Origin of the sequence: Paraburkholderia sp. SIMBA_054 (assembly GCF_046534875.1) — a bacterium.
Lineage (GTDB): Bacteria > Pseudomonadota > Gammaproteobacteria > Burkholderiales > Burkholderiaceae > Paraburkholderia > Paraburkholderia hospita.
Genome location: NZ_JAWRXV010000015.1, coordinates 156,321 through 177,927, shown reverse-complemented (window position 1 = coordinate 177,927; position 21,607 = coordinate 156,321). Strand labels below are relative to the sequence as shown.

Sequence of the window (21,607 nt, the reverse complement as noted above, 5' to 3'; positions counted from 1 at the left end):
CGTGGATCGCTTTAGTCAGACGAATCGTTCGTCAGTGCGCGAGAAAGGCGTCGAACTGACGATGGCCGACGGGCGTCACGCGCAGGATTCGCGGCCGGTCGGTGCGCTCGACCCAGCCCTGCGACGACCACGAATCGAGTAGCGCCGCGCCAAGCGCGCCGCCGAGATGCGGGCGCCGCTCGCTCCAGTCCGGGCAGGTGCAGGCGAAGCGCCGGCGTCGCCCACGTTGCTGCGACACGTCGATGCCCCATTGCGCGAGCAGCGCTTTGCCGTCAGACGTTGCTTCGAGCGCGTCGCCGTGGACCGTCAGCAGGCCGCCGTCGATGAGCCGCTCGTAGACCCGCACGGCCACTTCGCCCGCCATGTGGTCGTAGCAGGTGCGCGCGTAGCGCATGTCGACGGGCACGGTGCGCGCCGGGCGCGGCACGGTGCGTTGCGGGGCCGTGGCTTGCGCGACGTTGGCGAGCGCCTCGATGGTCGACGCGATTTCCGCCGACGCGATCCGGAAATAGCGATGCCGGCCGCGCACTTCGAGCGCGAGCAGCCCGCCGTCCGTCAACCGCGCGAGATGGGCGCTCGCCGCCGAAGGCGACAGGCCCGCGATCAGCGTCAGCTCGCCCGCGGGACGCGCGGTGCCGTCCATCAGCGCCCACAGCATCGCGGCGCGGCCAGGATCGGCGAGCAGCGCGCCGATGCGGCTCAGGCCGGGAAAGTGGTTCGGTTCGGAGGAAAGTGCGGCGGCCATCAGGGTCTCCTGTTTCCGGGTTCGCTTGTCATGGCTCCACTCTAGGCGCATCGTGCATTCGATGTTTCAGGTTGTCGTGAAGCGTCGGATGCATTCTCGCGTGCGTCGTGGGGCGAGGCAATCTGCGGTCGTCATACCAGACAGGCTAGAATCAAAAAGGGCTTTCTCCCGTTTAGCGAATAACGCAGTCATGAAAATCCTGTTTGCCGTGGTCATCGCCGTCGTCCTTTGCAGCGCGTGTGCGCAGGGCGGCTCGGGCTCGTCGTCGGCCGGGTCGGGCAGCATCACGATGTACGGCACGATCGACGAAGGCGTCACCTTCCGCAAGTGATACGTATGCGGCACCCGGCGTATCTGCGCGAATCGCGTGTGCGCATCTGGCAGAAATTGATGCATCATTGGCCTTTCTGCCAGTGCGATCGATGTGACGATGCCGACATCGTCACCCAGCCTCGAGGCCACCGATGCCGCCGTCTCCTTCCACCGCTTCCGCCGTCCGCAGCGACGTGCCGGGCCACGCCGATCCGCACGGCCGGCGCGCTGCGCGCGTGCTCGCCGTCTGTCAGGCGCTCTACACATCGTCGGTATCGATCGATCTGACGCTCACGGGTCTCGTCGGCTACACGCTCGCCGCCGACAAGTCGCTCGCCACGCTGCCGTTTTCGCTGATCACCGTCGCCGCCGCGCTGACGACGGTTTTCGCGTCGTTCCTGATGGCGCGCATCGGCCGTCGCGCGGGCTTTCTGCTCGGCGCGGCCATCGGCGCGGCGGGCGGAGCGATCTCCGTGTACGCGATTTTTCAGCAGAGCTTCTGGGCGTTTTGCGCGGGCACGGCGACCGTCGGCGTGTTTCAGGCGTTCGCGCAGTATTACCGGCTGGCCGCCGCCGACGCCGTGCCCGCCGATGCCAAGAGCCGCGCAATCTCGACGGTGCTCACGGGCGGCGTCGTTGCAGCCGTGCTCGGACCGGCGCTGGCCGCGTGGAGCAAGGACTGGCTCGCGCCCGTCGCGTTTGCCGGCTCGTACGCGCTCGTCACAGGACTCGGCCTGCTGTCGATGGCGCTGCTGGCGAGCCTTTACCGCGATGCCGCGCCGCACATGGATGCCGCGGCGCACCGCGAACCCGCGCGGCCCTGGCGCGCGATCGTCCGGCAGCCGATCTTCGTGGCCGCGCTCGCGAACAATGCGCTCGGCTACGCCGTGATGATGTTCGTGATGACGGCGACGCCGATTGCCGCCGTCGCGTGCGGGCACTCGATCGGCGATGGCGCGCAGATCATCCAGTGGCATCTGGTCGGCATGTTTGCGCCGTCGTTTTTCTCGGCGCGTCTGATCGCGCGCTTCGGCGTGCTGCGTGTGATCGGCGCGGGCATCGTGCTGTCGGCGCTGTGCGGCGTGCTCGCGCTGCGCTCGACTGACCTGCCGCATTTCTATGCGGCGCTCGCGTGTCTTGGGGTCGGCTGGAACCTGATGTTCGTCGGTGGCACGACGCTGCTCGCGCAATCGTACCGGCCGTCCGAGCGCGCGAAGACGCAGGCGACGAGCGAATTCACCACCTTCGCGTTCTCCGCGCTCGGCTCGCTGTGCGCGGGGCAGATGCTCGCACATCTCGGCTGGGCCGCGATCAACGTGGCGATTTTTCCGTTCCTCGCGCTCGCCGCGCTGGCGACGATCACGTTTGCGTGGTCGCGCAGACGCGTGGTTGCGGCGTCGGGCATGTGAAACAGCCATGCCGTTTAAGGATCAATTGATGTCGCACGCTTCCCACGAAACCCTCGACGCGCCCGCGCCGCAGGTTCGCCACATCGTCTTCGCCGTCGCGCCTGAACTCGTGCTGCTCGACGCATGCGGCCCGCTCGAAGCGTTTCATCGTGCCGAGCTTACCGTGCGAGACGCGCGCCGCGTGTCGCGGGCATCTGGCGAACGTGTTTCACCCGTTGCGTATCGAACGACGGTAGCGTCGATCGACGGCGGCGTGCTCGACACGTTTCCCGGCCTGCCCGTCGTCACGCAGCGTCTCGATGCACTCGACGACGAGCCGATCGACACGCTGATCGTCCCCGGCATCCCCGTCGACGATCCGCGCACGCTGCAGCCCGCGCTGATCGACTGGATCGCGCGGCGCGCGCCGCACGTGCGGCGCGTCTGTTCGGTGTGCACGGGCGCGTTTTATCTGGCGGCGGCGGGCGTGCTCGACGGACGCCGCGCGACGACGCACTGGCGCGACGCGCACCGCCTTGCCGAGCGTTTCCCGCGCGTGCATGTGGATGCCGAGCCGATCTTTATCCGCGAGCCCATGAACGGCGTCGGTATGGAGGACGATTCACGCGCCGTTTGGACGTCGGCGGGCGTGACGGCGGGTATCGATCTCGCGCTGGCGCTGATCCAGGAGGATTACGGGCATCCCGTCGCGATGCAGGTCGCGCGGCGCCTCGTCGTGTTCGTCAAGCGCCCCGGCGGTCAGTCGCAATTCAGCGCGGCGCTCGCGGCGCAGGCATCGGCGGGCGGCGCGTTCGACGGCCTGCACGGCTGGATGGCGTCGAACCTGAACGGCGACCTGTCCGTCGAGCGGCTTGCCGAAGAAGCGAGCATGAGTCCGCGCACGTTCGCGCGCCGCTACGTCGACGAAGTGGGCCGCACACCCGCGAAGACCGTGTCGGCGATGCGGCTGGAAGCGGCGTCGCGGGCGCTGGCCGAATCGCGCCGCCCGTTGAAGCGGATCGCGCTCGATTGCGGCTTCGGCAGCGAGCAGAACTTGCGGCGCGCGTTCATACGCAGCTTTGGCGTGTTGCCGCTGGATTATCGCGAGCGCTTTGCGTCCGCGCTGCGCTGAATCGAAGTCCGCTCGGGCGTCGCTTCACGGCATCTCGCGTGCATCGAATGACGTCCAAAGCCCGATAGCACAGCGGCCGCCTTATTGCGCTCGTATAATCGGCTCCTTTCGATTTGTTTGACCGGAGTCAAGATGAGCACGCCAACCGCTGCGCCGCTGGATCGTTCAGAAACCACGTTCCGCTTCCTCGCCGAACCGACTTCGGTCAACTTTGGCGGCAAGGTGCACGGCGGCGCGCTGATGAAATGGATCGACGAAACCGCGTACGCGTGCGCGGCCGTCTGGTCGAGCCGCTATTGCGTGACGGTCAGCGTCGGCAATATCCGCTTTCGCCGGCCGATTCACGTCGGCAATCTGGTCGAACTGCGCGCGCGCGTCGTCGCGACGGGGCGCACCAGCATGCACATCCATGTGTCCGTCTATGCCGGCGATCCGAAAGGCGGCGAACTGCTGCAAACCACCGACTGCCTCGTCGTGATGGTCGCCGTCAACGAGAACGGCAGCCCCGTGCCCGTGCCGTCGTTCGAGCCGCAAACAGAAGAACACAAGGCGCTCGCGAAGTACGCGATGGACGTGAAGGCCGCACTCGATGCGATCGTCGACCTGAAGCCCGAGGAAGTGGCGCAGGGCAAGGTGTAAAGGAAGCCTGCGCGCCGAGGCTCTCTGCACGTTTGCAAAGAGAGCCTCGCGGGAGGGAAGGGTTTTAGGGCTTCGCGTTGCCGACCATGTCGTGCGGACGCACCCATTCGTCGAACTGCTGTTCCGTCACATAGCCGAGCGCCAGCGCCGAGGCCTTCAGCGTCGTGCCTTCCTTGTGCGCCTTCTTGGCGATCTTCGCGGCCTTGTCATAGCCGATGTGCGGATTGAGCGCCGTCACGAGCATCAAGGATTCATTGAGCAGTTGATCGACGCGCTCGCGGTTCGGCTCGATGCCGACTGCGCAGTTGTCGTTGAAGCTGTGCATGCCGTCGGCAAGCAGGCGCACCGACTGCAGCACGTTGTGCGCGATCATCGGCCGGAACACGTTCAATTCGAAGTTGCCGCTCGCGCCACCGATGTTGACGGCCACGTCGTTGCCGAATACCTGACAGCACAGCATCGTCACCGCTTCGGATTGCGTCGGGTTCACCTTGCCCGGCATGATCGAGCTGCCCGGCTCGTTTTCGGGAATCGACAGCTCGCCGAGGCCGCAGCGCGGACCGCTCGCCAGCCAGCGGACGTCGTTGGCGATCTTCATCATGCTCGCCGCGAGCGTCTTCAACGCGCCGTGCGCGAACACCAGCGCGTCGGCGGCTGCCATCACCTCGAACTTGTTCGGCGCCGACACGAAGGGCAGGCCCGTCAGACGGCCGATCGCGGCCGCCACGTCGTCGGCGAACTTCGGATGCGCGTTGAGCCCCGTGCCGACGGCTGTGCCGCCTTGCGCCAGTTCATACAGATGCGCCAGCGCCGATTCGACATGCTTCGCGCCGTGATCGAGCTGCGCGACATACCCGGAGAATTCCTGGCCGAGCGTGAGCGGCGTCGCGTCCTGCAAGTGCGTGCGGCCGATCTTCACGATATCGGCGAATGCCTTCGACTTTTTATCGAGCGTCTCGCGCAGCGCCTTCAGCGCCGGCTGCAGATGCTTGACGATGCCAACGGCAGCCGCCACGTGCATGGCCGTCGGGAACACGTCGTTCGACGATTGCCCGCGATTCACATCGTCGTTCGGATGCACGAGGCGCGCTTCGCCGCGCTCGCCGCCCATCAGCTCGCTCGCACGGTTGGCGATCACCTCGTTGAGGTTCATGTTGGTCTGCGTGCCGGAGCCCGTCTGCCAGACCGCGAGCGGAAATTCGTCAGGATGCTTGCCTTCGATGATCTCGTCGGCGGCGGCCATGATCGCCTTCGCCTTGGTCGCGTCGAGCACGCCGAGGCTCAGGTTCACTTCGGCGGCGGCGCGCTTGATGATCGCGAGTGCGGTGACCAGTTCGGGCGACTGCTTTTCCGTCGAGATCTTGAAGTTCTGCAGCGAACGCTGCGTTTGCGCTCCCCACAATTTCGCGTTCGGCACGGCGATTTCGCCGAACGTATCGCGTTCCATGCGTACATCTTCGGTCATGTTCTACTCCGCTTGACTAGGTGATCGGAAGGCTTCCGGGAAAGTGGCGCACTCTGCACTCAGTTTGCAATCTGTCTGCACGTGAGACTGCGCCGTTATAACTGCTCGTCGACTGGCAGCAACAAGAATAGACCCGTCAGCGCGTTACGGTAAAAGCCCGCGCCGGGATCGAGGTTGTAGTGGCGAAGCTGGCCGTTTTCCTCGTCGGTCCAGACGAGCTTCGCCTGCGGCGTCGCCGAGTAGCGCAGCACGGCCAGCTCGGACGGCGTTGCGAGCGTCACGTGGTAGCTGACGGCGGGGGCTGTAGCCTGGTCGAACAGTCTGGCTACCTGGTCGGCGAGCGGCGGGCTGTGGATCACGAGCGCAAGCTCCGTGTTCAGATGCGCCGAGCGCGGATCGAGATTCATCGAACCGATCACGAGCGTCTTGCGGTCGATCACATAGGTTTTCGCGTGCAAGCTCGCTTTCGATTGCGAGCCGAACAGGCCAGCTCTCGGCGCCGCGTCGCCGGGTGTGGGCTTGAACTCGTAGAGTTGCACGCCGCGCTCGAGCAGCGGCACGCGGTACGGGCTGTAGCCCGCCTGCACGGCGACGGCGTCCGTCGCGGCGAGCGAATTGGTCAGCACCTTGACGGCCACGCCGCGCTGCACGAGCTGGCCGAGCGCATCGACGCCCGCCTGGTGCGGCACGAAATACGGCGACGTGATGAGGAATTCCTGCTGTGCGTCGTGCATCAGTTCGATGAGCCGCTGCATCGGTGGGCTCTGGTACTGATCGGCGGGCAGCTTCATTTTTTCGGGCGAATCGACCTTGAATTCGGCGCTCGCCCATACGAGTCCCAGTCCATCTTTCGCGATCTGCGCGGCGAGCGGCGTCGCGTTCAGCGGCTTCGCGTTGTATGGATCGGCGTTCTTGCGCCAGTGCGCGCGCAGTTCGTCGCGCATGTCGTCGAGTTCGTGCGGATCGAACTTCTGCTTGTTGAGTGCACGTAAAGGGTACGCGTTGCTGTCGTTCCAGTACGCGTCGAAGCTTCCGGAAATGTCGGAAGTGATCGGGCCTGCCGCGAGCACATCAATATCGCGGAACTGCAGCGTCGGGCTTGCGCTGAAGTATTCGTCGCCGAGATTGCGGCCGCCGACGATCGCGATCTGGTTGTCCGCGATCATTGCCTTGTTGTGCATGCGCCGCGTGAACGCGCCGATCTTCGTGAAGAAGTTCTGGCCGCGCTGATAGAAGCTCGTTTCCGAGCTGCCGAACGGGTTGAATACGCGGATCTCGATCTTGTCGTGCGAGTTCAGCGCGGCCATCACGCGGTCGATGTCCTTGAAGTTCAGGTCGTCGACCAGCATGCGCACGCGCACGCCGTGATCCGCCGCGTAGAGAGCGGCCGCTAGCAGCAGCTTGCCTGTCGTGTCCTCCTCGGCGATGTAGTACTGCATGTCGAGCGTCTTCGTCGCCGCGCGCGCGAGCGCGATGCGCATCTGCAGCGCTTCCGTGCCGTCGGACAGCACGCGAAAGCCCGACTGACCCGGATGCGCGCGCTCGGGCGCGGCGAGCGCGGTGGCGAGTGGCGTGGTGTCGGTGGCGGGTAGCGCGTGCGTGACGGGGCGGTCGAACGCGGTGGCGGGCGGGCGTGTCGCGCATGCTGCCAGCAGCATCGCCGACACGATGAGCGCGAACGCGCGCATCAACATTGGGCCTGGCGCGTGACGCGAGATGCGGGTGCTGCGTTGTTCATGCTGATGCTGCGATGCGGTGGCGCCGTTCCTCTTATGAGCCGACACGCTTGTTCCTCCACTTAAGCGGCACGGATGGTCGTCGTGGCGTCGTCCATCGACCGGACCATTCTACGGGGAAACGTTAATGCGGGTCGGATAGCGACGCAATCTGGCTCTGCAACGCGCGTGCCTGGATTCGATGAGCGGGGACGGCGTCCGTGAGGGCGGCGTTACCAGTCGGTGTTTCGGGCCTTTGCGCTGGCATCCGCGTTATGCCTTCGTCCTTCAAGCGTTGCCCCGCACAGGGGCGACGCTTGAACTGCAAACACCGTATCGCGGATGCCAGCGCAAAGGCCAATACACCAAACGGCGTCGCCCAAACCACAAAACCCAAACCGCGAATGGCCACCGCAAAGCCCACAACAACCAAGCCGCTAGCCCCGCGCCCGCAGAGGCAAAAAAATCATCACGCGGCGGCGCCGCTATCCACAATCCGCAAACTCTTGCGATGAAACCGTAACGTCATCAACACCGCGACACTCGCAAGCCCAGCAGCGAGCCCCCACCATAACCCCCGCGCTCCGAGCCCAAAATGAAACGCGAGCGTATAACCAGTCGGAAACCCAATCCCCCAATACCCGAACGCAGCCGCAATCATCGGAACCCGCGTGTCCTTCAGCCCACGCAAACACCCAGACCCAACCGTCTGCATCCCATCAACGATCTGAAAAATCGCCGCCACGCCCAGCAACGAACTGGCCAGCGCCACAGTAGGCGCATTAGCAGGATCATCGAGATGCAAATACAGCCCGACAATGAAACGCGGCGCCGTGATCAAAAACAGCCCCGACAGACACATAAACCCGACCCCCAGCCCAAGCGCGACAAACCCCGCATGCCGCGCGGCCAGCGGCTGCCCCGCACCTGACCAGAACCCGACGCGCACGTTCGCCGCCTGACCAATCGCAAGCGGCACCATAAACGCCACCGATGCCACATTCAACGCGATCTGATGCGCCGCCAGCTGCGATTCGCCAAGCAGCCCAACCATCAGCCCCGTGGCAAGAAACAACATCGATTCGACGCCATACGTGATCGCCACCGGCCAGCCGATACCGAACAACTCGCCCATCAGCGGCACGTTCGGCCGCGTGGCCGTGACGAAATGCCGGAAGCGCGGCCGCAGATGCAAAAGACCCATCAGCATGAGCGCCGTGAGCCAGACGGTGATAGTCGTCGCAACCGCCGACCCGAGGAACCCGATTCGCGGCAAGCCGTACGCGCCATGGATCAACCCATAGTTCAGGAACCCATTGACGAACACGCCGCCAATCGACACCCACAGCAGCCGTCGCGCTGCGCCGATCGCCGGCAGGAACGAGCGCATCAGGCCAATCCCGATCAGGCTGGCAGGCGCGCCCCAGCGCAGTGCCGCGCAGTATTCGCCGACGTTGTGCGCGAGCAGCGCCGGCTCGCCGAACGCCATCATGATGGGCGCCGCGAACGACAGCAGCACGAACGCCGGCACGGCCAGCAACAACGACAGCAAAAAGCCCGTCCAGTAGATATGCGGCACGCGTTCTTCGGCCTGTGCGCCGCGCGCATGCGACACGCTCACGCTGACGGACGTCAACACGCCTTGCAACAGCGTCACGACGACGAAGAACAGGTTCGCGCCGAGGCCGCCCGCCGCGAGCGCGTCGGGGCCGAGCGAGCCGAGCAGCACGGTGTCGGTGACGCTCATCGCCATCTGCGACAGCTGTGCGATGGCAAGCGGGGCGGCGAGACGCGCCGTGTCGGCGGCGTGACGCGAAAGAGTGGGCGGCCCGCTGAGCGCGCGGGACATTCCGGTTGGATTCATGTTCGAAGCGCTGTTGCGCGAAAGGGCGACACGCTCGGCAAGTGCGCCGCGCGCCGTTTGTTTTTCTGTCCAGACGGACAGCTTATTGCGGGAACGCGGCGCTGTCGATGAACAGGCACATTTTTGGTGCGGGTTTGCGGCGGCGGGAATTCCGTCGACTGATGCCAGCCGCATATCTCGCGGCCTTGCGGCAACGTCCGGGCGGGTCTGTCGAACGTCAGCCTTCGTGGACGGCGATCCGCGTGTCGCCGAGCAGCACGACCTGGCCCGCGCGAATTTTGCACGTTTTACGCGTTTCGACCTGGCCGTCGACGGTCACGGCGCCCGACGCAACGATCACTTTCGCCGATCCTCCGCTGTCCGCAAGGCCCGTAATCTTCAGCAGATTGTGGAGTTCGACGTAGTCGCCGGTCAGGGTGAAATCGAGGTTGGGCATGGCAGTTGCGATCGACAGGTGGTCGGCAGGGTCGTTGAAAAGCGACTCGCATGATAAGCCATCGCGCGGCGCCCGACGTTCGGGTGCGAGTGAATGGCCACGTGCCGGAGCATTTGCAAGCAGATGTTATTCAGTTGTCAGGAAATGAAACGTTGAGTAACAGACGTCTTTCGTGGCGAACTTCACTCGCAAAAGCCCGGTCTGTGGAATAGCCTGCTGCATTTTTTCGGCAGGCTGAAAGCGCGGACACGAGATCGGCCAATTCACGCCGACCGAACCGCCCGCGTGCCGATATCGACAAACTTCAGAGAGGATTGCCATGACCCAGCTCCGTACGCTCCTGATCGGTACCGCCCTCACTGCGATGGCGTCGACTGCCGCATTCGCCCAGACGGCTGCCCAGCCTTCCGCGGACCTGTCCACCCAGGCTCAGGTCCAGCAGGCGCCCGCCGCCGCACCCGCCGCCCAAGGCGTCCAGATGCCGACGCCCGCGCCGCAGAACCTCGCCGCACCCGGTTCGACTGACCCGCTCGTCCAGAAGCGCAACGCGGACGCTCAGGCGAACGCCGAGTACAGCGCGCAGAAAAAGATGTCGAAGCAGCAGATGAAGGAACAGCAAAACGCTGCGAAGACTGCCTACAAGGACCAGGTCAGCAACGCGAAGCTCAACAAGAAGGCCGACAAGGCGGCCGCGTCGAACGAACTGAAGGCCGAGATGCAGGGCCAGCCGACAGGCGCGGCGGCATCGGGCGAAGCGCATAACTGATAAGCGGCTTCCGGCGCCTGTGATGCGACAGGCGCTGTGACCGCCTGCAAGCTTTTGAAGTTGGAAAGAGGGAGGACAAGATGAAAAAGACAAGCAAGACGATGAGCGCGCTGTGCGCCGCCCTGATCGCAGGCAGCATGACGACGTTCGCGGTCGCGCAGACGACGCACGATCCCGCCACCGAGCCGATGACGCATGCCGACAACAAGGCCGCCAAGGAACAGGCGAAGGCCAACAAGAAGGCGGACGTCGCGCAGGCGAAGGCCGACCAGAAGAAGGCCGACGCGCAGGCCGACGCCGACAAGGCGAACGCTGACGCGAAGGTGAAGGACGCAAAATCGCAGTAAGCGGTTCTTTTGCTGCACGTGCTGGGCGGCGGGTTCACGCCGCCTGGCGAAGCCCGGCCTCGCGCCGGGCTTTTTGTTTGCGGCGAGTGCACGAAAAATGGGGCGCTTGTCGTCGCGGGTTGTATGGATATACAGTATGCGTCGCCCTCACTATCCGACCCGCCAATCGTGCTTTCCGTCGCCGATTCTCCGTCCTCGTCATCCTCTGCCGCGACGGATTCGCCCGCAGCGGCGGCCACCGCCGCCACTTCCGACTGGCTGGCGAAGCTCAACGACGCCCAGCGCGAAGCTGTCGAATACGGCACCGACGACATCGCGCATCCGTCCGGCGCGCTGCTGGTCATCGCGGGCGCGGGCTCCGGCAAGACGAACACGCTCGCGCACCGCGTCGCGAATCTGGTCGTCAAGGGCGTCGATCCGCGCCGCATCCTGCTGCTGACGTTCTCGCGCCGCGCCGCGCTCGAAATGACCCGGCGTGTCACGCGCATCGCGGGCGCTGCACTCGGCACGCGCGCGGCGCTCGCGCAGGGGCTGACGTGGTCGGGCACGTTCCACGGCGTCGGCGCGCGCCTGTTGCGCGAGTACGCCGATCTGATTGGCCTCGCACCGACCTTCACGATCAACGACCGCGAAGATTCCGCCGACCTGATGAATCTCGTGCGTCACGAGCTCGGCTTGTCCGCGAAGGAAAAGCGCTTTCCGTCGAAATCGGCGTGTTTCGCGATCTACTCGCGCGTCGTGAATACGGGCGCGTCGCTGGCCGACGTGCTCAACAGCGCGTTCCCGTGGTGCCGTGAATGGGAAGCCGATCTGCGCATGCTGTTTGCCGCGTATGTCGACGCGAAGCAGAAGCAAAGCGTGCTCGACTACGACGACTTGCTGCTCTACTGGTCGCACATGGCGGCCGAGCCCGCCATTGCCGCTGATCTCTCCGGCCGTTTCGATCATGTGCTCGTCGACGAGTATCAGGACACCAACCGTCTGCAGGCGTCGATCCTGCTCGCGCTGAAGCCCGACGGGCGCGGGCTGACGGTGGTCGGCGACGACGCGCAGTCGATCTATTCGTTTCGCGGCGCGACCGTGCGCAACATTCTCGACTTCCCCTCGCATTTCGATCCGCCCGCGAAACAGGTCACGCTGGAGCGCAACTATCGCTCGACGCAGCCGATCCTCGAAGCTTCGAACGCGGTGATCGGCCTTGCGTCCGAGCGTTACACGAAGAACCTGTGGACCGACAAGGCGTCGGCGCAACGCCCGCATCTCGTCACTGTCGCCGACGACGCGGACCAGGCGCGCTACATCGTCGAGCAGGTGCTCGCCGCGCGCGAGGCGGGCATGAAGCTGAAGGCGCAGGCGGTGCTGTTTCGCGCCGCGCATCACAGCGCCGCGCTCGAAATCGAGCTGACGCGGCGCAACATTCCGTTCGTGAAGTTCGGCGGCCTGAAGTTTCTCGACTCCGTCCATGTGAAGGACGTGCTGGCCGTGCTGCGCTGGGCGGAGAATCCGCGCGATCGCGTCGCGGGTTTTCGCGTCGTGCAGTTGCTGCCGGGGGTCGGGCCCGCGACGGCTGCGCGCGTGCTCGACGACATCGCCGCGCGGGCCGACGCGCTGCAGTCAGGCGGCGCGCCGGATGCCGCGCATGCAGTTGCGGGCTGCACGGCGAATGCGCTCGCCGCGTTCGCGCCGCCGGCGCGCGCGCTCGAAGACTGGCATCCGTTCGTGGCGATGATGGCGTCCGCATGCGGACGGCAGACGCCCTGGCCCGCCGAGTTCGAAATGGTGCGGCGCTGGTACGAGCCGCATCTCGAGCGCAATCACGAGGATGCGTCGATTCGCCAGGCCGATCTTGCGCAGATGGAGAGCATCGCGGGCACGTACGCGTCGCGCGAGCGCTTCCTGACGGAGCTGACGCTCGATCCGCCCGATGCCACCAGCGACGAATCCGGCGTTCCGCTGATCGACGAAGACTATCTGATCCTGTCGACGATCCATTCAGCGAAAGGGCAGGAGTGGCGCAACGTGTTCGTGCTCAACGGCGTCGACGGCTGCATTCCGTCCGATCTCGGCACGGGCAGCGAAGAGGAAATCGACGAGGAGCGGCGCCTGCTGTATGTGGCAATGACGCGCGCGAAAGAGGACCTGCATATCGTGATGCCGCAGCGGTTCTACGTGCACAACCAGACGCATCTCGCCGACCGGCACGTGTGGGCGTCGCGCACGCGCTTTATTCCGGCGCATCTGCTGCCGCTGTTCGATTCGCATGCGTGGCCGCCCGCGCCCGTCGTGTCGGCGCCGACGCGAGCGGGGCTGGCCGCCGCCGCGCAAGCGAAAATAGAAATCGCGGCGAAGCTCAGAAAAATGTGGGACTGAGCTTGCCGCGATGTGTCGGCGTCCGGTTCGACGCCCTGTGTCCCGAGACGAGGCCTTAGCGCGACTGCCGCTGTTGTTGCTGCTGCGGGCGCGGCGGCGGCATGAAGAAGTTGCGCAGCCAGGCGGCGAGCCGCGTGAATACGTCATACGGCTCTTCGACGAAAATCTCCGGCTTCAGGAGCCGCAGATATTCCATGATCTGCTGCGCTTCCTGTTTCTGGAACGAGCCGTGCGAAATACCCAGACGCAGCAGGCCGCGCAATTCGCCGAGCTTTTCGCGCGCGGCGCTGCCCACGCTGGTTTCGCACGCGACCTTCGCCTCGTACACCCGCTGACGCAGCGATTCCGCCAGACGCCACGCGGGCGTCTGCATCACTTCTTCGAGCGCCTGGATATCCTGCGCCGCCGACTTGATTTGCGCGGCGAGCGGGTCCACCAGCGAAGGCGAGCCTTCCGCTTCCTTGACGATCGCAGCGGCCCACTCGCGGCTCTGCTTCGCGAGTTCTTCGGGCGTCCATTCCGAGCGCGCGGCAAAGCCGAAACCGAACTCGCTTGCCTGCTTCATCAGGATCGCGACGACATCCGGAAACTCCTTGTCCAGCGTGCGCTTCGCCCATGCGTACTGGCCGCCCTGCAGCATCCGCTGCACGGCGTGCTCCGTCAGCGGCACCATGTTGTCGAGGAGCTTTGCACGCAGAAAATCCTCGAACGACGGCGTCGCGAACTGCGGGTCCAGCTTCACTGAGACCCGCACGAACGCCTCGAAATCCTTTCGCAAGGATGCGAGCGTTTCGTCCTTGATGTTAAGGGTAATCTGACCCATGTCTTATCCCGTTTCGTCGACCGCGCGACACCGTCGAGGCATTCGCCTCGTGCCGAGCGCCCCCGTGCGCTGGCGGCACCGATATCCGGCGCGGTTCTGTCCGGCTTGCCGGCATGCCGTCGATAGACGCTTCCGGGTTCACGGACCACGAGTGTTTATCGGCGGATTGAAAGGGAACTTGAGGGCGGCGCGCCGTCCGTCGAACGGCGCGCGAGGGCGTGGGCCCGGCGTTACTTCAGCACGACGCCTTGCCAGAGGAAGAACACGGCGAGGCCGACCGCGATGGTGAGCAGCGGACGGCGCGTGAGGGCGCTGACGGCCACGGCGGCCAGCGCGCCGACCAGCTGCGGGTTGCGCCACGTGAGTTCGGCGTCTGTGCCGTGCGGCGACACGGTCATCGGGACAATGATCGCCGTCAGCACGGTGACGGGCACGAAGCCGAGCGCGGTGCGCACGAGCGGCGGAAACACGATGCGGTCGCCGAGCACGAACACCGCGGCGCGGATCAGCCATGTGATGACGGCCATGCCGAGAATCAGAAGCACGTAGTTCATCGCGATGCCTCCGCTGCGCGGGTGCGCTGGAACGCCGTCAAGGACAGCAGCACGCCGACCGTCACGCCGACGAACACGGCGCCCAGCAGGCCGAGCTTGTACGGCCAGCCTTGCCAGAAGAATGCCAGCGCGCCGGCCGTGGCCGCCGCCGCCAGATAGCGCACGGCGACGAGTTGCGGCACGACGATCGCGATGAAGGTCGCGGCCATCGCGAAGTCGAGCCCCAGCGATTGCAGGCCGGGGAAGGCCGCGCCGAACAGCAGGCCGATCAGCGTCCAGACCTGCCAGTTGAGATACATCGACAGGCCCGAGCCGAGGAAGTAGTACGGCCCGACGGAACCCGGCGGATGCAGCCGGTAGTGCGCCCATGCGACGGCGAACACTTCGTCGGTGAGCAGGCCGCCGAGCGCCCAGCGCCAGCGCGACGGCAGATGTGACACGTACGGCGCGAGCGTCGCGCTGTAGAGCACGTGGCGGACATTGACGACGAAAGTCGTGGCCCAGATGACGGCATAGCTCGCGTGGCCCGCTATCAGGCCGAGTGCGATGAATTGGGCCGATCCGGCGAACACGACCAACGACATCAGCTGGCCGTGCCACAGGTGCAGCGGACCGGACGCGACGAGCGTGCCGTAGATCACACCGAACGGCGAAGCGCCGATGATCATCGGGAGCGTGTCGCGTGCGCCGGCCGTGAGTTCCTTGAGACGGTGAGCGGGTTTTGCAGGGTGAGTCAATCTTTTCTCCTCGATGGGGCCGAGGATAGCCGGGCGGAGGGAGCGGCGGCTTGTACGTTCTTGCGCCTTGGGCTTTATTGATGCGGGGAGATTGCGGCGGCGCGGCCCCGGTGCCCCTGTTGCTCGCGCGCCGGCTCGTTCAGGCCGATTGCCAGCGCCCCGGCGGCACGCCGAACATGCGCCGGAAATGCCGCGTGAAGTGGCTTTGATCGGTGAAGCCGCCTGCCGCCGCCACATCGGCCACCGATACGCCAGCACGCAACGGCGCGAGCGAGCGCTGCAGACGGACCTGATTGCGCCACGCGTGCGGCGGCAATCCCGTCGCGCGAGTGAAAAGCCGCGCGGCATGAAACTGCGACAGGCCGACGGTATCGGCGAGATCCGCGAGCTTGAGCGGCGCGGCCAGATCGCCGGCCAGTTGCTCTTTCATCGTGACGACGCGCGTATCGTCGGTGGCGAGTTGCGGCGTGTCGGGACGCGTGCGGCCGTAGCGCACGAGCAGCGTCGACAGCGCGTCGAGCATCGCCGTTTCCGCGACGAGCGGATCGCCGTTCGCCTCCAGCAACTGATGCGCGCGCGACAGCCGCACGGCAAGGTCGGCATCGCGGATCACGTCGGCATCGAACCACGGCAGCGGCTGCGCGCGGCCCGCGATGTCTTCAGCGAGCGCGTGAATGAAATCGACGGGTGCGTACATCACGCGATAGCGCCAGCCTTCGTCCATGGCGCGCGAACCGGTATGCACTTCGCCGGGATTGATGATGGGCACGCTGCCCGCCTCGGCGACGTGGCGCGAACCCTGATACCGATACGTTTCCGCTCCCGCCTCGATCACGGGAATCGTGTACGCGTCGTGCCAGTGCGGCGTGAACTCGTGATCGTGATATTCGGCCGTGAGCAGATCCGCGCCGGGCAGAAGCGGCGTGCGCCAGTAACGGGCGTTATCGCGGAAGCGGGTCGAAGTCATGAGCGAAGTCCGGGTGGACCTGTCAGTTTAGCGCGCCTTGTTCGGCTTGTTTGCCTCGGCCTGCTCAGCGGCGCGTTCAGCGAACGGGAATCGTCGTGCCGGCGGGCATCGGCACGGCCGTGACGCTGTTCTTCGCGCTACCCGTCGCGACGCGGTCGCTGTAGGTCAGGTACACGAGCGTATTGCGCTTCGAATCGACGACGCGCACCACGTGCAGCGTCTTGAAGATCAGCGACATCCGTTCCGTGAATACGTCGGCCTGCTGGCGCAGCGGCTCGGAAATCTTGATGGCCGCGACCTGGCGGCACGCGATCGATGCCTCGGTTGGATCTTCGGCGATCCCGAGCGTGCCCTTGATGCCGCCCGTGCGCGCCCGCGACACGTAGCAGGTGACGCCCTGCACGGCGGGATCGTCGTACGCTTCGACGACCACGCGATCCGAGCCGGTGATATGAAAGTTCGTGTTGACGCTGGCGACTTCCTCGGCCTGCGCGAGCGGCGCGCAGGTGAACGCTGCCGAAGCGGCGAGGAAGGCGGCGGCGCGCGCGATGCACGCACAGGGCAGGGCGAGTTTCATCAGGTGACCGGAAGAATGGGCGTTTGAAGAACAGGACGGGCAGGACGGCTGCCAGTGAGAACGCCATCGTAACCTGGTTGCCGGCGCTGGCTGCTGACGTGGGATACGCTTGCGGCGCTTCTCTTCTGTCGACGAAGCCGCGTGCCGATCAGCGGCGGCAGAAAAAGAAAAGGCCCGCACGAATGCGGGCCTTCGAATTTTGGCTCCCCGACCTGGGCTCGAACCAGGGACCTACGGATTAACAGTCCGGCGCTCTACCGACTGAGCTATCGGGGAACAGCAATACAACTTGTCGCTACATAAAAAAGCCCGCTGTGGTTAACGGGCTCTTGCAATTCTTTGGCTCCCCGACCTGGGCTCGAACCAGGGACCTACGGATTAACAGTCCGGCGCTCTACCGACTGAGCTATCGGGGAACAACAACAGCAGAGAAGCGGAATTGTAGGAGGTGTAGCAGAAGCTGTCAATACCCTCGAATCATCTCAATTTAATTCGACTGATTCGAGCCAGGGCGACAGCTTGCGGCGCTCAACGCTCGAGCAGCGCCAGCTTTTCCTTCACGTCCTTGAATTCGTCGGCTTCGGCCAGTGGGGCCTTGGTCTTGGTGATGCTGGGCCATGCCTTCGCGAGCTCGGCGTTGAGCTCAGTGAAGTGCTGCTGGTCGCCGGGCACGTCTTCCTCGGCGTAGATGGCGTTCACCGGGCATTCCGCAACGCACACCGCGCAGTCGATGCATTCATCCGGGTCGATCGCGAGGAAGTTGGGACCTTCGCGAAAGCAGTCCACCGGACACACATCGACGCAGTCGGTATAGCGGCACTTGATGCAGCTTTCGGTCACAACGTGAGTCATTCAGGCAACTCCTGCAAACGATATCTTTTAGGTAATGGGGGATGGCGAGACGCCAAAAGCGGTATTGTAGCGTAACGTCAAGTAGTGCATACGCCATCGTCCCAAGCCTTTTATATCGTTTGGTGATTAGTTTATGGCGAGCCGTTTGCGCCGCAGGCGCCCGCCGGCCTTGACGCGTTCAAACAACCGCCGGCGCGCATTCGGGTAACATGCGACAGCATCTTCGCGAGACCCGTGTTGAGCGGATTCTGCGCGAAGCCCGAAGCGCACATGTGAACATGGCGCACATGGCGAACACGAAAGGGCGAGGGCGCACGAGGCCTGACGTCTTCCGATTTCATGCAGTCCCGGTTTGCAAGATCATGATCATTACTTCGCTGCTCGACACTGACCTGTACAAGTTCACGATGATGCAGGTGGTGCTGCATTATTTCCCGGCTGCCAACGTCGAATACAAGTTCCGCTGCCGCACGCCGAACGTCAACCTCGTGCCGTACATCGACGAGATTCGCAGCGAAGTGCACAAGCTCTGCAAGCTGCGCTTCAACGAAGAGGATCTCGACTATCTCCGCCGGATGCGCTTCATCAAGGGCGACTTCATCGACTTCCTCGCGCTCTTCCATCTGAACGAAAAGTACATATCGATCACGCCTTCGGCGAAGGGCAACGGGGAGATCGAAATCGACATCAAGGGGCCGTGGCTGCACACGATCCTCTTCGAAATCCCCGTGCTTGCCATCGTCAACGAGGTGTATTTCCGCAACACGCAGCAGCAGCCCGATTACAGCGAAGGACGTGAGCGCTTGCGCGACAAGATCCAGCTGCTCGGTGCGCGCCCCGAGTTCGCCGACTGCAAGATCGCCGACTACGGCACGCGTCGCCGCTTCTCCGGGCGCTGGCACGAAGAGGTGATTCTCACGCTCAAGGACGGGCTGCGCGACCAGTTCACGGGCACGAGCAACGTGTTCTATGCGATGAAGCACGGCCTGACGCCCCTCGGCACGATGGCGCACGAATACCTGCAGGCGTGCCAGGCACTCGGCCCGCGTCTGCGCGACTCGCAGATTTTCGGCTTCGAGATGTGGGCGAAGGAATATCGCGGCGACCTGGGCATTGCGTTGTCGGACGTGTATGGCATGCAGGCATTCCTCCGTGATTTCGACATGTACTTCTGCAAGCTCTTCGACGGCGCGCGCCATGATTCCGGCGACCCGTTCGACTGGGGCGAGCGTCTTCTCGCTCACTACGAAGCGAACCGCTGCGACCCGCGCACGAAAGTGCTCGTGTTCTCCGACGCGCTCGACATCCCGAAGGTGCTGCAGCTGTACGAGCGTTTCCGGGGCCGCTGCAAGCTCGCGTTCGGTGTAGGCACGAACCTCACGAACGACCTCGGCTACAACCCGCTGCAGATCGTCATCAAGATGGTCAAGTGCAATGGCCAGCCCGTCGCGAAGCTGTCCGATTCGCCGGGCAAGAACATGTGTGAAGACAAGGCGTACCTTGCGTATCTGCGCCAGGTGTTCGGCATCGATCAACCTGAGGAAGAAGCCGCGGGCAAGTGACGCGGGGCCACGCTGTAGCGTTGCAGGCGGAGAGCATGTGAGGGCATTGTCGGCGCTTTGCACACGTGCCGCTATATGCCGTTCGGCAAGGTGTTGGCATGAAGGGCGGCCGGTATAATTCGACCGTCAATGTGCGGAACGAGAAGGCGCATTTCGCACGCGTACGTCCCACGTTCAGCACGACCACCGGCACGAGGATATTGCACATGGATACATCGACGGCCCGCCGCAACATCCTGGCGCGCATCCGCGCGGGGCAAGGGCGCGAGCCCGAGCCGGCCGCGTCCGAACGCGAGGCGGCGCAGGCGTATCTCGCAAGCCGTCCGCAAGGTCCGCGTCCGCCCATGCCGGCCGATCTCGTCGCGCATTTCATCGAGCAGGCAAAGAAGATGGCGACCACGGTCGATACCGTCGAGTCGCTCGCCGAAGCGCCCGCTGCCGCGCACCGTTACCTTTCCGAACTGAACCTTCCGACCCAGGCCATCGCATGGCAGACGCTCGAAGCGCTGCCCTGGAGCGGCTCGGGCATCGACATCGAGTTTCGCAAACCGCGCGACGAAGACCGCGTCGGCATCACGGGCTGCTTCTGTGCGACGGCTGAAACGGGCACGCTGGTGCTGCTGTCCGGGCCAGAGACGTATGCGTCGGCGGGCTTGCTGCCGGAGACGCATATCGCGATCGTGCCAGCCTCGCGCATCGTTGCCGGTCATGAGGAAGCGTTCAACCTGATCCGCAGCGAACGCGGCGAACTGCCGCGCGCCGTCAACTTCGTCTCCGGCCCGTCGCGTACGGGCGATATCGAACAAACCATCGTGCTGGGCGCGCACGGTCCTTATCGCGTGCATGCGATCGTCGTGCGTGGCGCGTAACGCTGTGTCGTTGCAGGGACGTGTTGAGCGTGCGTGTTCTCGCGCGTGTTCTCGAATGGGCGGCGTCGCGTTGTTGTTCATGCTGTCATGCTGGCCGCTTGCAGCATCGGCCGCGAGTCTCGACGGCGCTTCGCTTTCTGCCTGGTGGGGCGTGCCGTTCGCGGGCGTCCTGCTGTCGATCGCCGTGTTCCCGCTCGTCGCGCCCAAACTTTGGCATCACCATTTCGGCAAGATTTCTGCTGGGTGGGCCGTCGTGTTCCTCGTGCCGTTCGCGTTCGCGTTCGGCGCGTCGACGGCGTTCGGCACGCTGATTCATGCGATCCTCGAAGAGTACCTGCCGTTCATCGTGCTGTTGACCGTGCTCTATACCGTCGCGGGCGGCATCTGCGTGACGGGCAATCTGCACGGCTCGCCGCGCCTGAATACGGCGTTGCTCGCGCTCGGCACGGCGCTCGCCAGCATCATGGGCACGACGGGCGCGGCGATGCTGCTGATCCGGCCGCTCCTGCGCGCGAATGACAACCGCAGGCACGTCGTGCATGTCGTCGTGTTTTTTATCTTTCTGGTCGCGAACGCGGGCGGTTCGCTGTCGCCGCTCGGCGATCCGCCGCTGTTCCTCGGTTTTCTCAACGGCGTCGGCTTCTTCTGGACGACCGTGCATCTCGCGCTGCCGATGCTGTTCATCTGCATCGTGCTGCTCGCCGTTTTCTACGCGCTCGATACGTACTATTTCCGGCATCGCGAAGAAGTGCTTCCTGTCGATCCATCGCCCGATACGCTTGCCGTTGGCGTCGTCGGCAAGATCAACTTCGTGCTACTTGCAGCGGTGATCGCGCTGGTGCTGATGAGCGGCATCTGGAAACCCGGCATCACGTTCGATATAGCGGGCACGCACGTCGAGCTGCAGAATCTCGTACGCGACGTGGCGCTGATCGCGGTGACGCTGCTGTCGCTCGTTGTGACGCCGCGCGCCGCGCGCGAGGGCAACGCGTTCAACTGGGCGCCCATCGAAGAGGTTGCGAAACTGTTCGCGGGAATCTTCGTGACGATCGCGCCTGTCATCATGATGTTGCGCGCGGGCGAGGCGGGTGCGTTCAGCGGCATCGTGCATCTCGTCAACGACACGGCCGGCCAGCCGCGCGACGATATGTACTTCTGGGCGACGGGCCTGTTGTCGTCGTTCCTCGATAATGCACCCACGTATCTCGTGTTCTTCAATCTCGCGGGCGGCGACGCGCAGACGTTGACGACCACGGGCGCATCGACGCTCGCGGCGATTTCGGCGGGCGCAGTGTTCATGGGCGCGAACAGCTACATCGGCAATGCGCCAAACTTCATGGTCAAGGCGATCGCCGAATCGCGCGGCGTGAAGATGCCGAGTTTTTTCGGGTATCTCGCGTGGTCGGGCGTCGTGCTGATACCGTTGTTCATCGCAACATCGTTGATTTTCTTTTGATGCCGTGCGCGCGCCGGAAGGCATGCGCTAC

The 21,607-nt window shown here is 64.7% G+C and carries 22 protein-coding genes and 2 tRNA genes; 10 read left to right on the top strand and 14 right to left on the bottom strand.

The window, feature by feature from the left end; translation table 11 throughout:
- Nucleotides 1-31: 31 nt before the first annotated feature.
- Complete coding sequence (locus SB822_RS20165) at nt 32-745, bottom strand: ArsR/SmtB family transcription factor (protein ID WP_090835791.1); 714 nt, start codon at nt 743-745, stop codon at nt 32-34.
- Between the two features lie 190 nt (nt 746-935).
- Between SB822_RS20165 and SB822_RS20160 the strand changes: the two genes are divergently transcribed.
- From SB822_RS20160 to SB822_RS20145, 4 genes are all read left to right on the top strand, one after another.
- Complete coding sequence (locus tag SB822_RS20160; RefSeq protein WP_007588226.1) at nt 936-1,076, top strand: hypothetical protein; 141 nt, start codon at nt 936-938, stop codon at nt 1,074-1,076.
- Between the two features lie 133 nt (nt 1,077-1,209).
- The gene (locus tag SB822_RS20155) at nt 1,210-2,466 is read left to right on the top strand and encodes an MFS transporter (protein WP_090835790.1); all 1,257 of its coding nucleotides are present in this window, start codon (nt 1,210-1,212) and stop codon (nt 2,464-2,466) included.
- Nucleotides 2,467-2,494: 28 nt separating this feature from the next.
- The gene (locus SB822_RS20150; protein WP_090835789.1) at nt 2,495-3,577 is read left to right on the top strand and encodes a GlxA family transcriptional regulator; all 1,083 of its coding nucleotides are present in this window, start codon (nt 2,495-2,497) and stop codon (nt 3,575-3,577) included.
- 132 nt (nt 3,578-3,709) lie between these two features.
- Complete coding sequence (locus tag SB822_RS20145; protein ID WP_042306829.1) at nt 3,710-4,216, top strand: acyl-CoA thioesterase; 507 nt, start codon at nt 3,710-3,712, stop codon at nt 4,214-4,216.
- A 64-nt stretch (nt 4,217-4,280) separates the two neighbouring features.
- Here SB822_RS20145 and fumC read toward each other — a convergent pair whose 3' ends face one another.
- The 5 genes from fumC to SB822_RS20120 form a co-directional block, all read right to left on the bottom strand.
- Complete coding sequence (gene fumC / locus SB822_RS20140) at nt 4,281-5,681, bottom strand: class II fumarate hydratase (RefSeq protein WP_007588222.1); 1,401 nt, start codon at nt 5,679-5,681, stop codon at nt 4,281-4,283.
- A gap of 95 nt (nt 5,682-5,776) precedes the next feature.
- On the bottom strand, nt 5,777-7,465 hold the full coding sequence (locus SB822_RS20135) for a phospholipase D family protein (protein WP_090835788.1): 1,689 nt from the start codon (nt 7,463-7,465) through the stop codon (nt 5,777-5,779).
- Nucleotides 7,466-7,865: 400 nt separating this feature from the next.
- Nucleotides 7,866-9,260, bottom strand: a complete 1,395-nt coding sequence (locus SB822_RS20130; protein WP_009770773.1) for an MATE family efflux transporter — start codon at nt 9,258-9,260, stop codon at nt 7,866-7,868.
- Nucleotides 9,261-9,477: 217 nt separating this feature from the next.
- Nucleotides 9,478-9,696, bottom strand: coding sequence for an RNA-binding S4 domain-containing protein (locus tag SB822_RS20125; RefSeq protein WP_012400207.1), 219 nt, complete (start codon nt 9,694-9,696; stop codon nt 9,478-9,480).
- A gap of 126 nt (nt 9,697-9,822) precedes the next feature.
- Nucleotides 9,823-10,017, bottom strand: a complete 195-nt coding sequence (locus SB822_RS20120) for a hypothetical protein (RefSeq protein WP_131542704.1) — start codon at nt 10,015-10,017, stop codon at nt 9,823-9,825.
- Here SB822_RS20120 and SB822_RS20115 point away from each other — a divergent pair.
- The 3 genes from SB822_RS20115 (at nt 10,016) to SB822_RS20105 (ending at nt 13,179) form a co-directional block, all read left to right on the top strand.
- Nucleotides 10,016-10,462, top strand: a complete 447-nt coding sequence (locus tag SB822_RS20115; protein ID WP_007750427.1) for a hypothetical protein — start codon at nt 10,016-10,018, stop codon at nt 10,460-10,462. The two genes, SB822_RS20120 and SB822_RS20115, sit on opposite strands and share 2 nt — an antisense overlap.
- A gap of 80 nt (nt 10,463-10,542) precedes the next feature.
- Nucleotides 10,543-10,809 carry a hypothetical protein gene (locus SB822_RS20110; protein ID WP_079484687.1) on the top strand — a complete coding sequence of 89 codons (267 nt, stop codon included), beginning with the start codon at nt 10,543-10,545 and terminating at the stop codon, nt 10,807-10,809.
- A gap of 123 nt (nt 10,810-10,932) precedes the next feature.
- On the top strand, nt 10,933-13,179 hold the full coding sequence (locus tag SB822_RS20105) for an ATP-dependent helicase (protein WP_090835787.1): 2,247 nt from the start codon (nt 10,933-10,935) through the stop codon (nt 13,177-13,179).
- 55 nt (nt 13,180-13,234) lie between these two features.
- On the opposite strand, the gene SB822_RS20100 is transcribed toward SB822_RS20105, so the two are convergent.
- The 8 genes from SB822_RS20100 to fdxA all read right to left on the bottom strand — a co-directional run bounded on the left by SB822_RS20100 (nt 13,235) and on the right by fdxA (nt 17,689).
- A complete protein-coding gene (locus tag SB822_RS20100) occupies nt 13,235-14,002 on the bottom strand; it encodes a DUF4088 family protein (RefSeq protein WP_007741812.1) in 768 nt (255 codons plus the stop codon).
- A 230-nt stretch (nt 14,003-14,232) separates the two neighbouring features.
- A complete protein-coding gene (locus SB822_RS20095; protein ID WP_007741806.1) occupies nt 14,233-14,556 on the bottom strand; it encodes an AzlD domain-containing protein in 324 nt (107 codons plus the stop codon).
- Nucleotides 14,553-15,293 carry an AzlC family ABC transporter permease gene (locus tag SB822_RS20090; RefSeq protein WP_079484696.1) on the bottom strand — a complete coding sequence of 247 codons (741 nt, stop codon included), beginning with the start codon at nt 15,291-15,293 and terminating at the stop codon, nt 14,553-14,555. Before SB822_RS20090 ends, SB822_RS20095 begins: the two co-directional genes overlap by 4 nt.
- A gap of 139 nt (nt 15,294-15,432) precedes the next feature.
- Nucleotides 15,433-16,260 (bottom strand): AraC family transcriptional regulator, encoded by an 828-nt coding sequence (locus tag SB822_RS20085; RefSeq protein WP_090835786.1) that lies wholly within the window; start codon nt 16,258-16,260, stop codon nt 15,433-15,435.
- Between the two features lie 76 nt (nt 16,261-16,336).
- Nucleotides 16,337-16,837: a CreA family protein gene (locus SB822_RS20080; RefSeq protein ID WP_007741798.1), complete on the bottom strand. Its 501-nt coding sequence runs from the start codon at nt 16,835-16,837 to the stop codon at nt 16,337-16,339.
- 200 nt (nt 16,838-17,037) lie between these two features.
- A tRNA-Asn gene (locus SB822_RS20075) sits at nt 17,038-17,113 on the bottom strand.
- A 64-nt stretch (nt 17,114-17,177) separates the two neighbouring features.
- Nucleotides 17,178-17,253: transfer RNA gene (locus SB822_RS20070), tRNA-Asn, on the bottom strand.
- A gap of 112 nt (nt 17,254-17,365) precedes the next feature.
- Entirely contained in the window at nt 17,366-17,689 is a 324-nt protein-coding gene (fdxA, locus tag SB822_RS20065) for a ferredoxin FdxA (RefSeq protein WP_007741795.1), read from the bottom strand.
- A 362-nt stretch (nt 17,690-18,051) separates the two neighbouring features.
- Between fdxA and pncB the strand changes: the two genes are divergently transcribed.
- From pncB to SB822_RS20050, 3 genes are all read left to right on the top strand, one after another.
- The gene (pncB, locus tag SB822_RS20060; protein WP_007741791.1) at nt 18,052-19,251 is read left to right on the top strand and encodes a nicotinate phosphoribosyltransferase; all 1,200 of its coding nucleotides are present in this window, start codon (nt 18,052-18,054) and stop codon (nt 19,249-19,251) included.
- Between the two features lie 206 nt (nt 19,252-19,457).
- Nucleotides 19,458-20,120: a lactate utilization protein C gene (locus SB822_RS20055; protein WP_090835809.1), complete on the top strand. Its 663-nt coding sequence runs from the start codon at nt 19,458-19,460 to the stop codon at nt 20,118-20,120.
- A 55-nt stretch (nt 20,121-20,175) separates the two neighbouring features.
- Nucleotides 20,176-21,576, top strand: a complete 1,401-nt coding sequence (locus tag SB822_RS20050) for a sodium:proton antiporter (protein ID WP_090835785.1) — start codon at nt 20,176-20,178, stop codon at nt 21,574-21,576.
- The last annotated feature ends 31 nt before the right edge of the window (nt 21,577-21,607 follow it).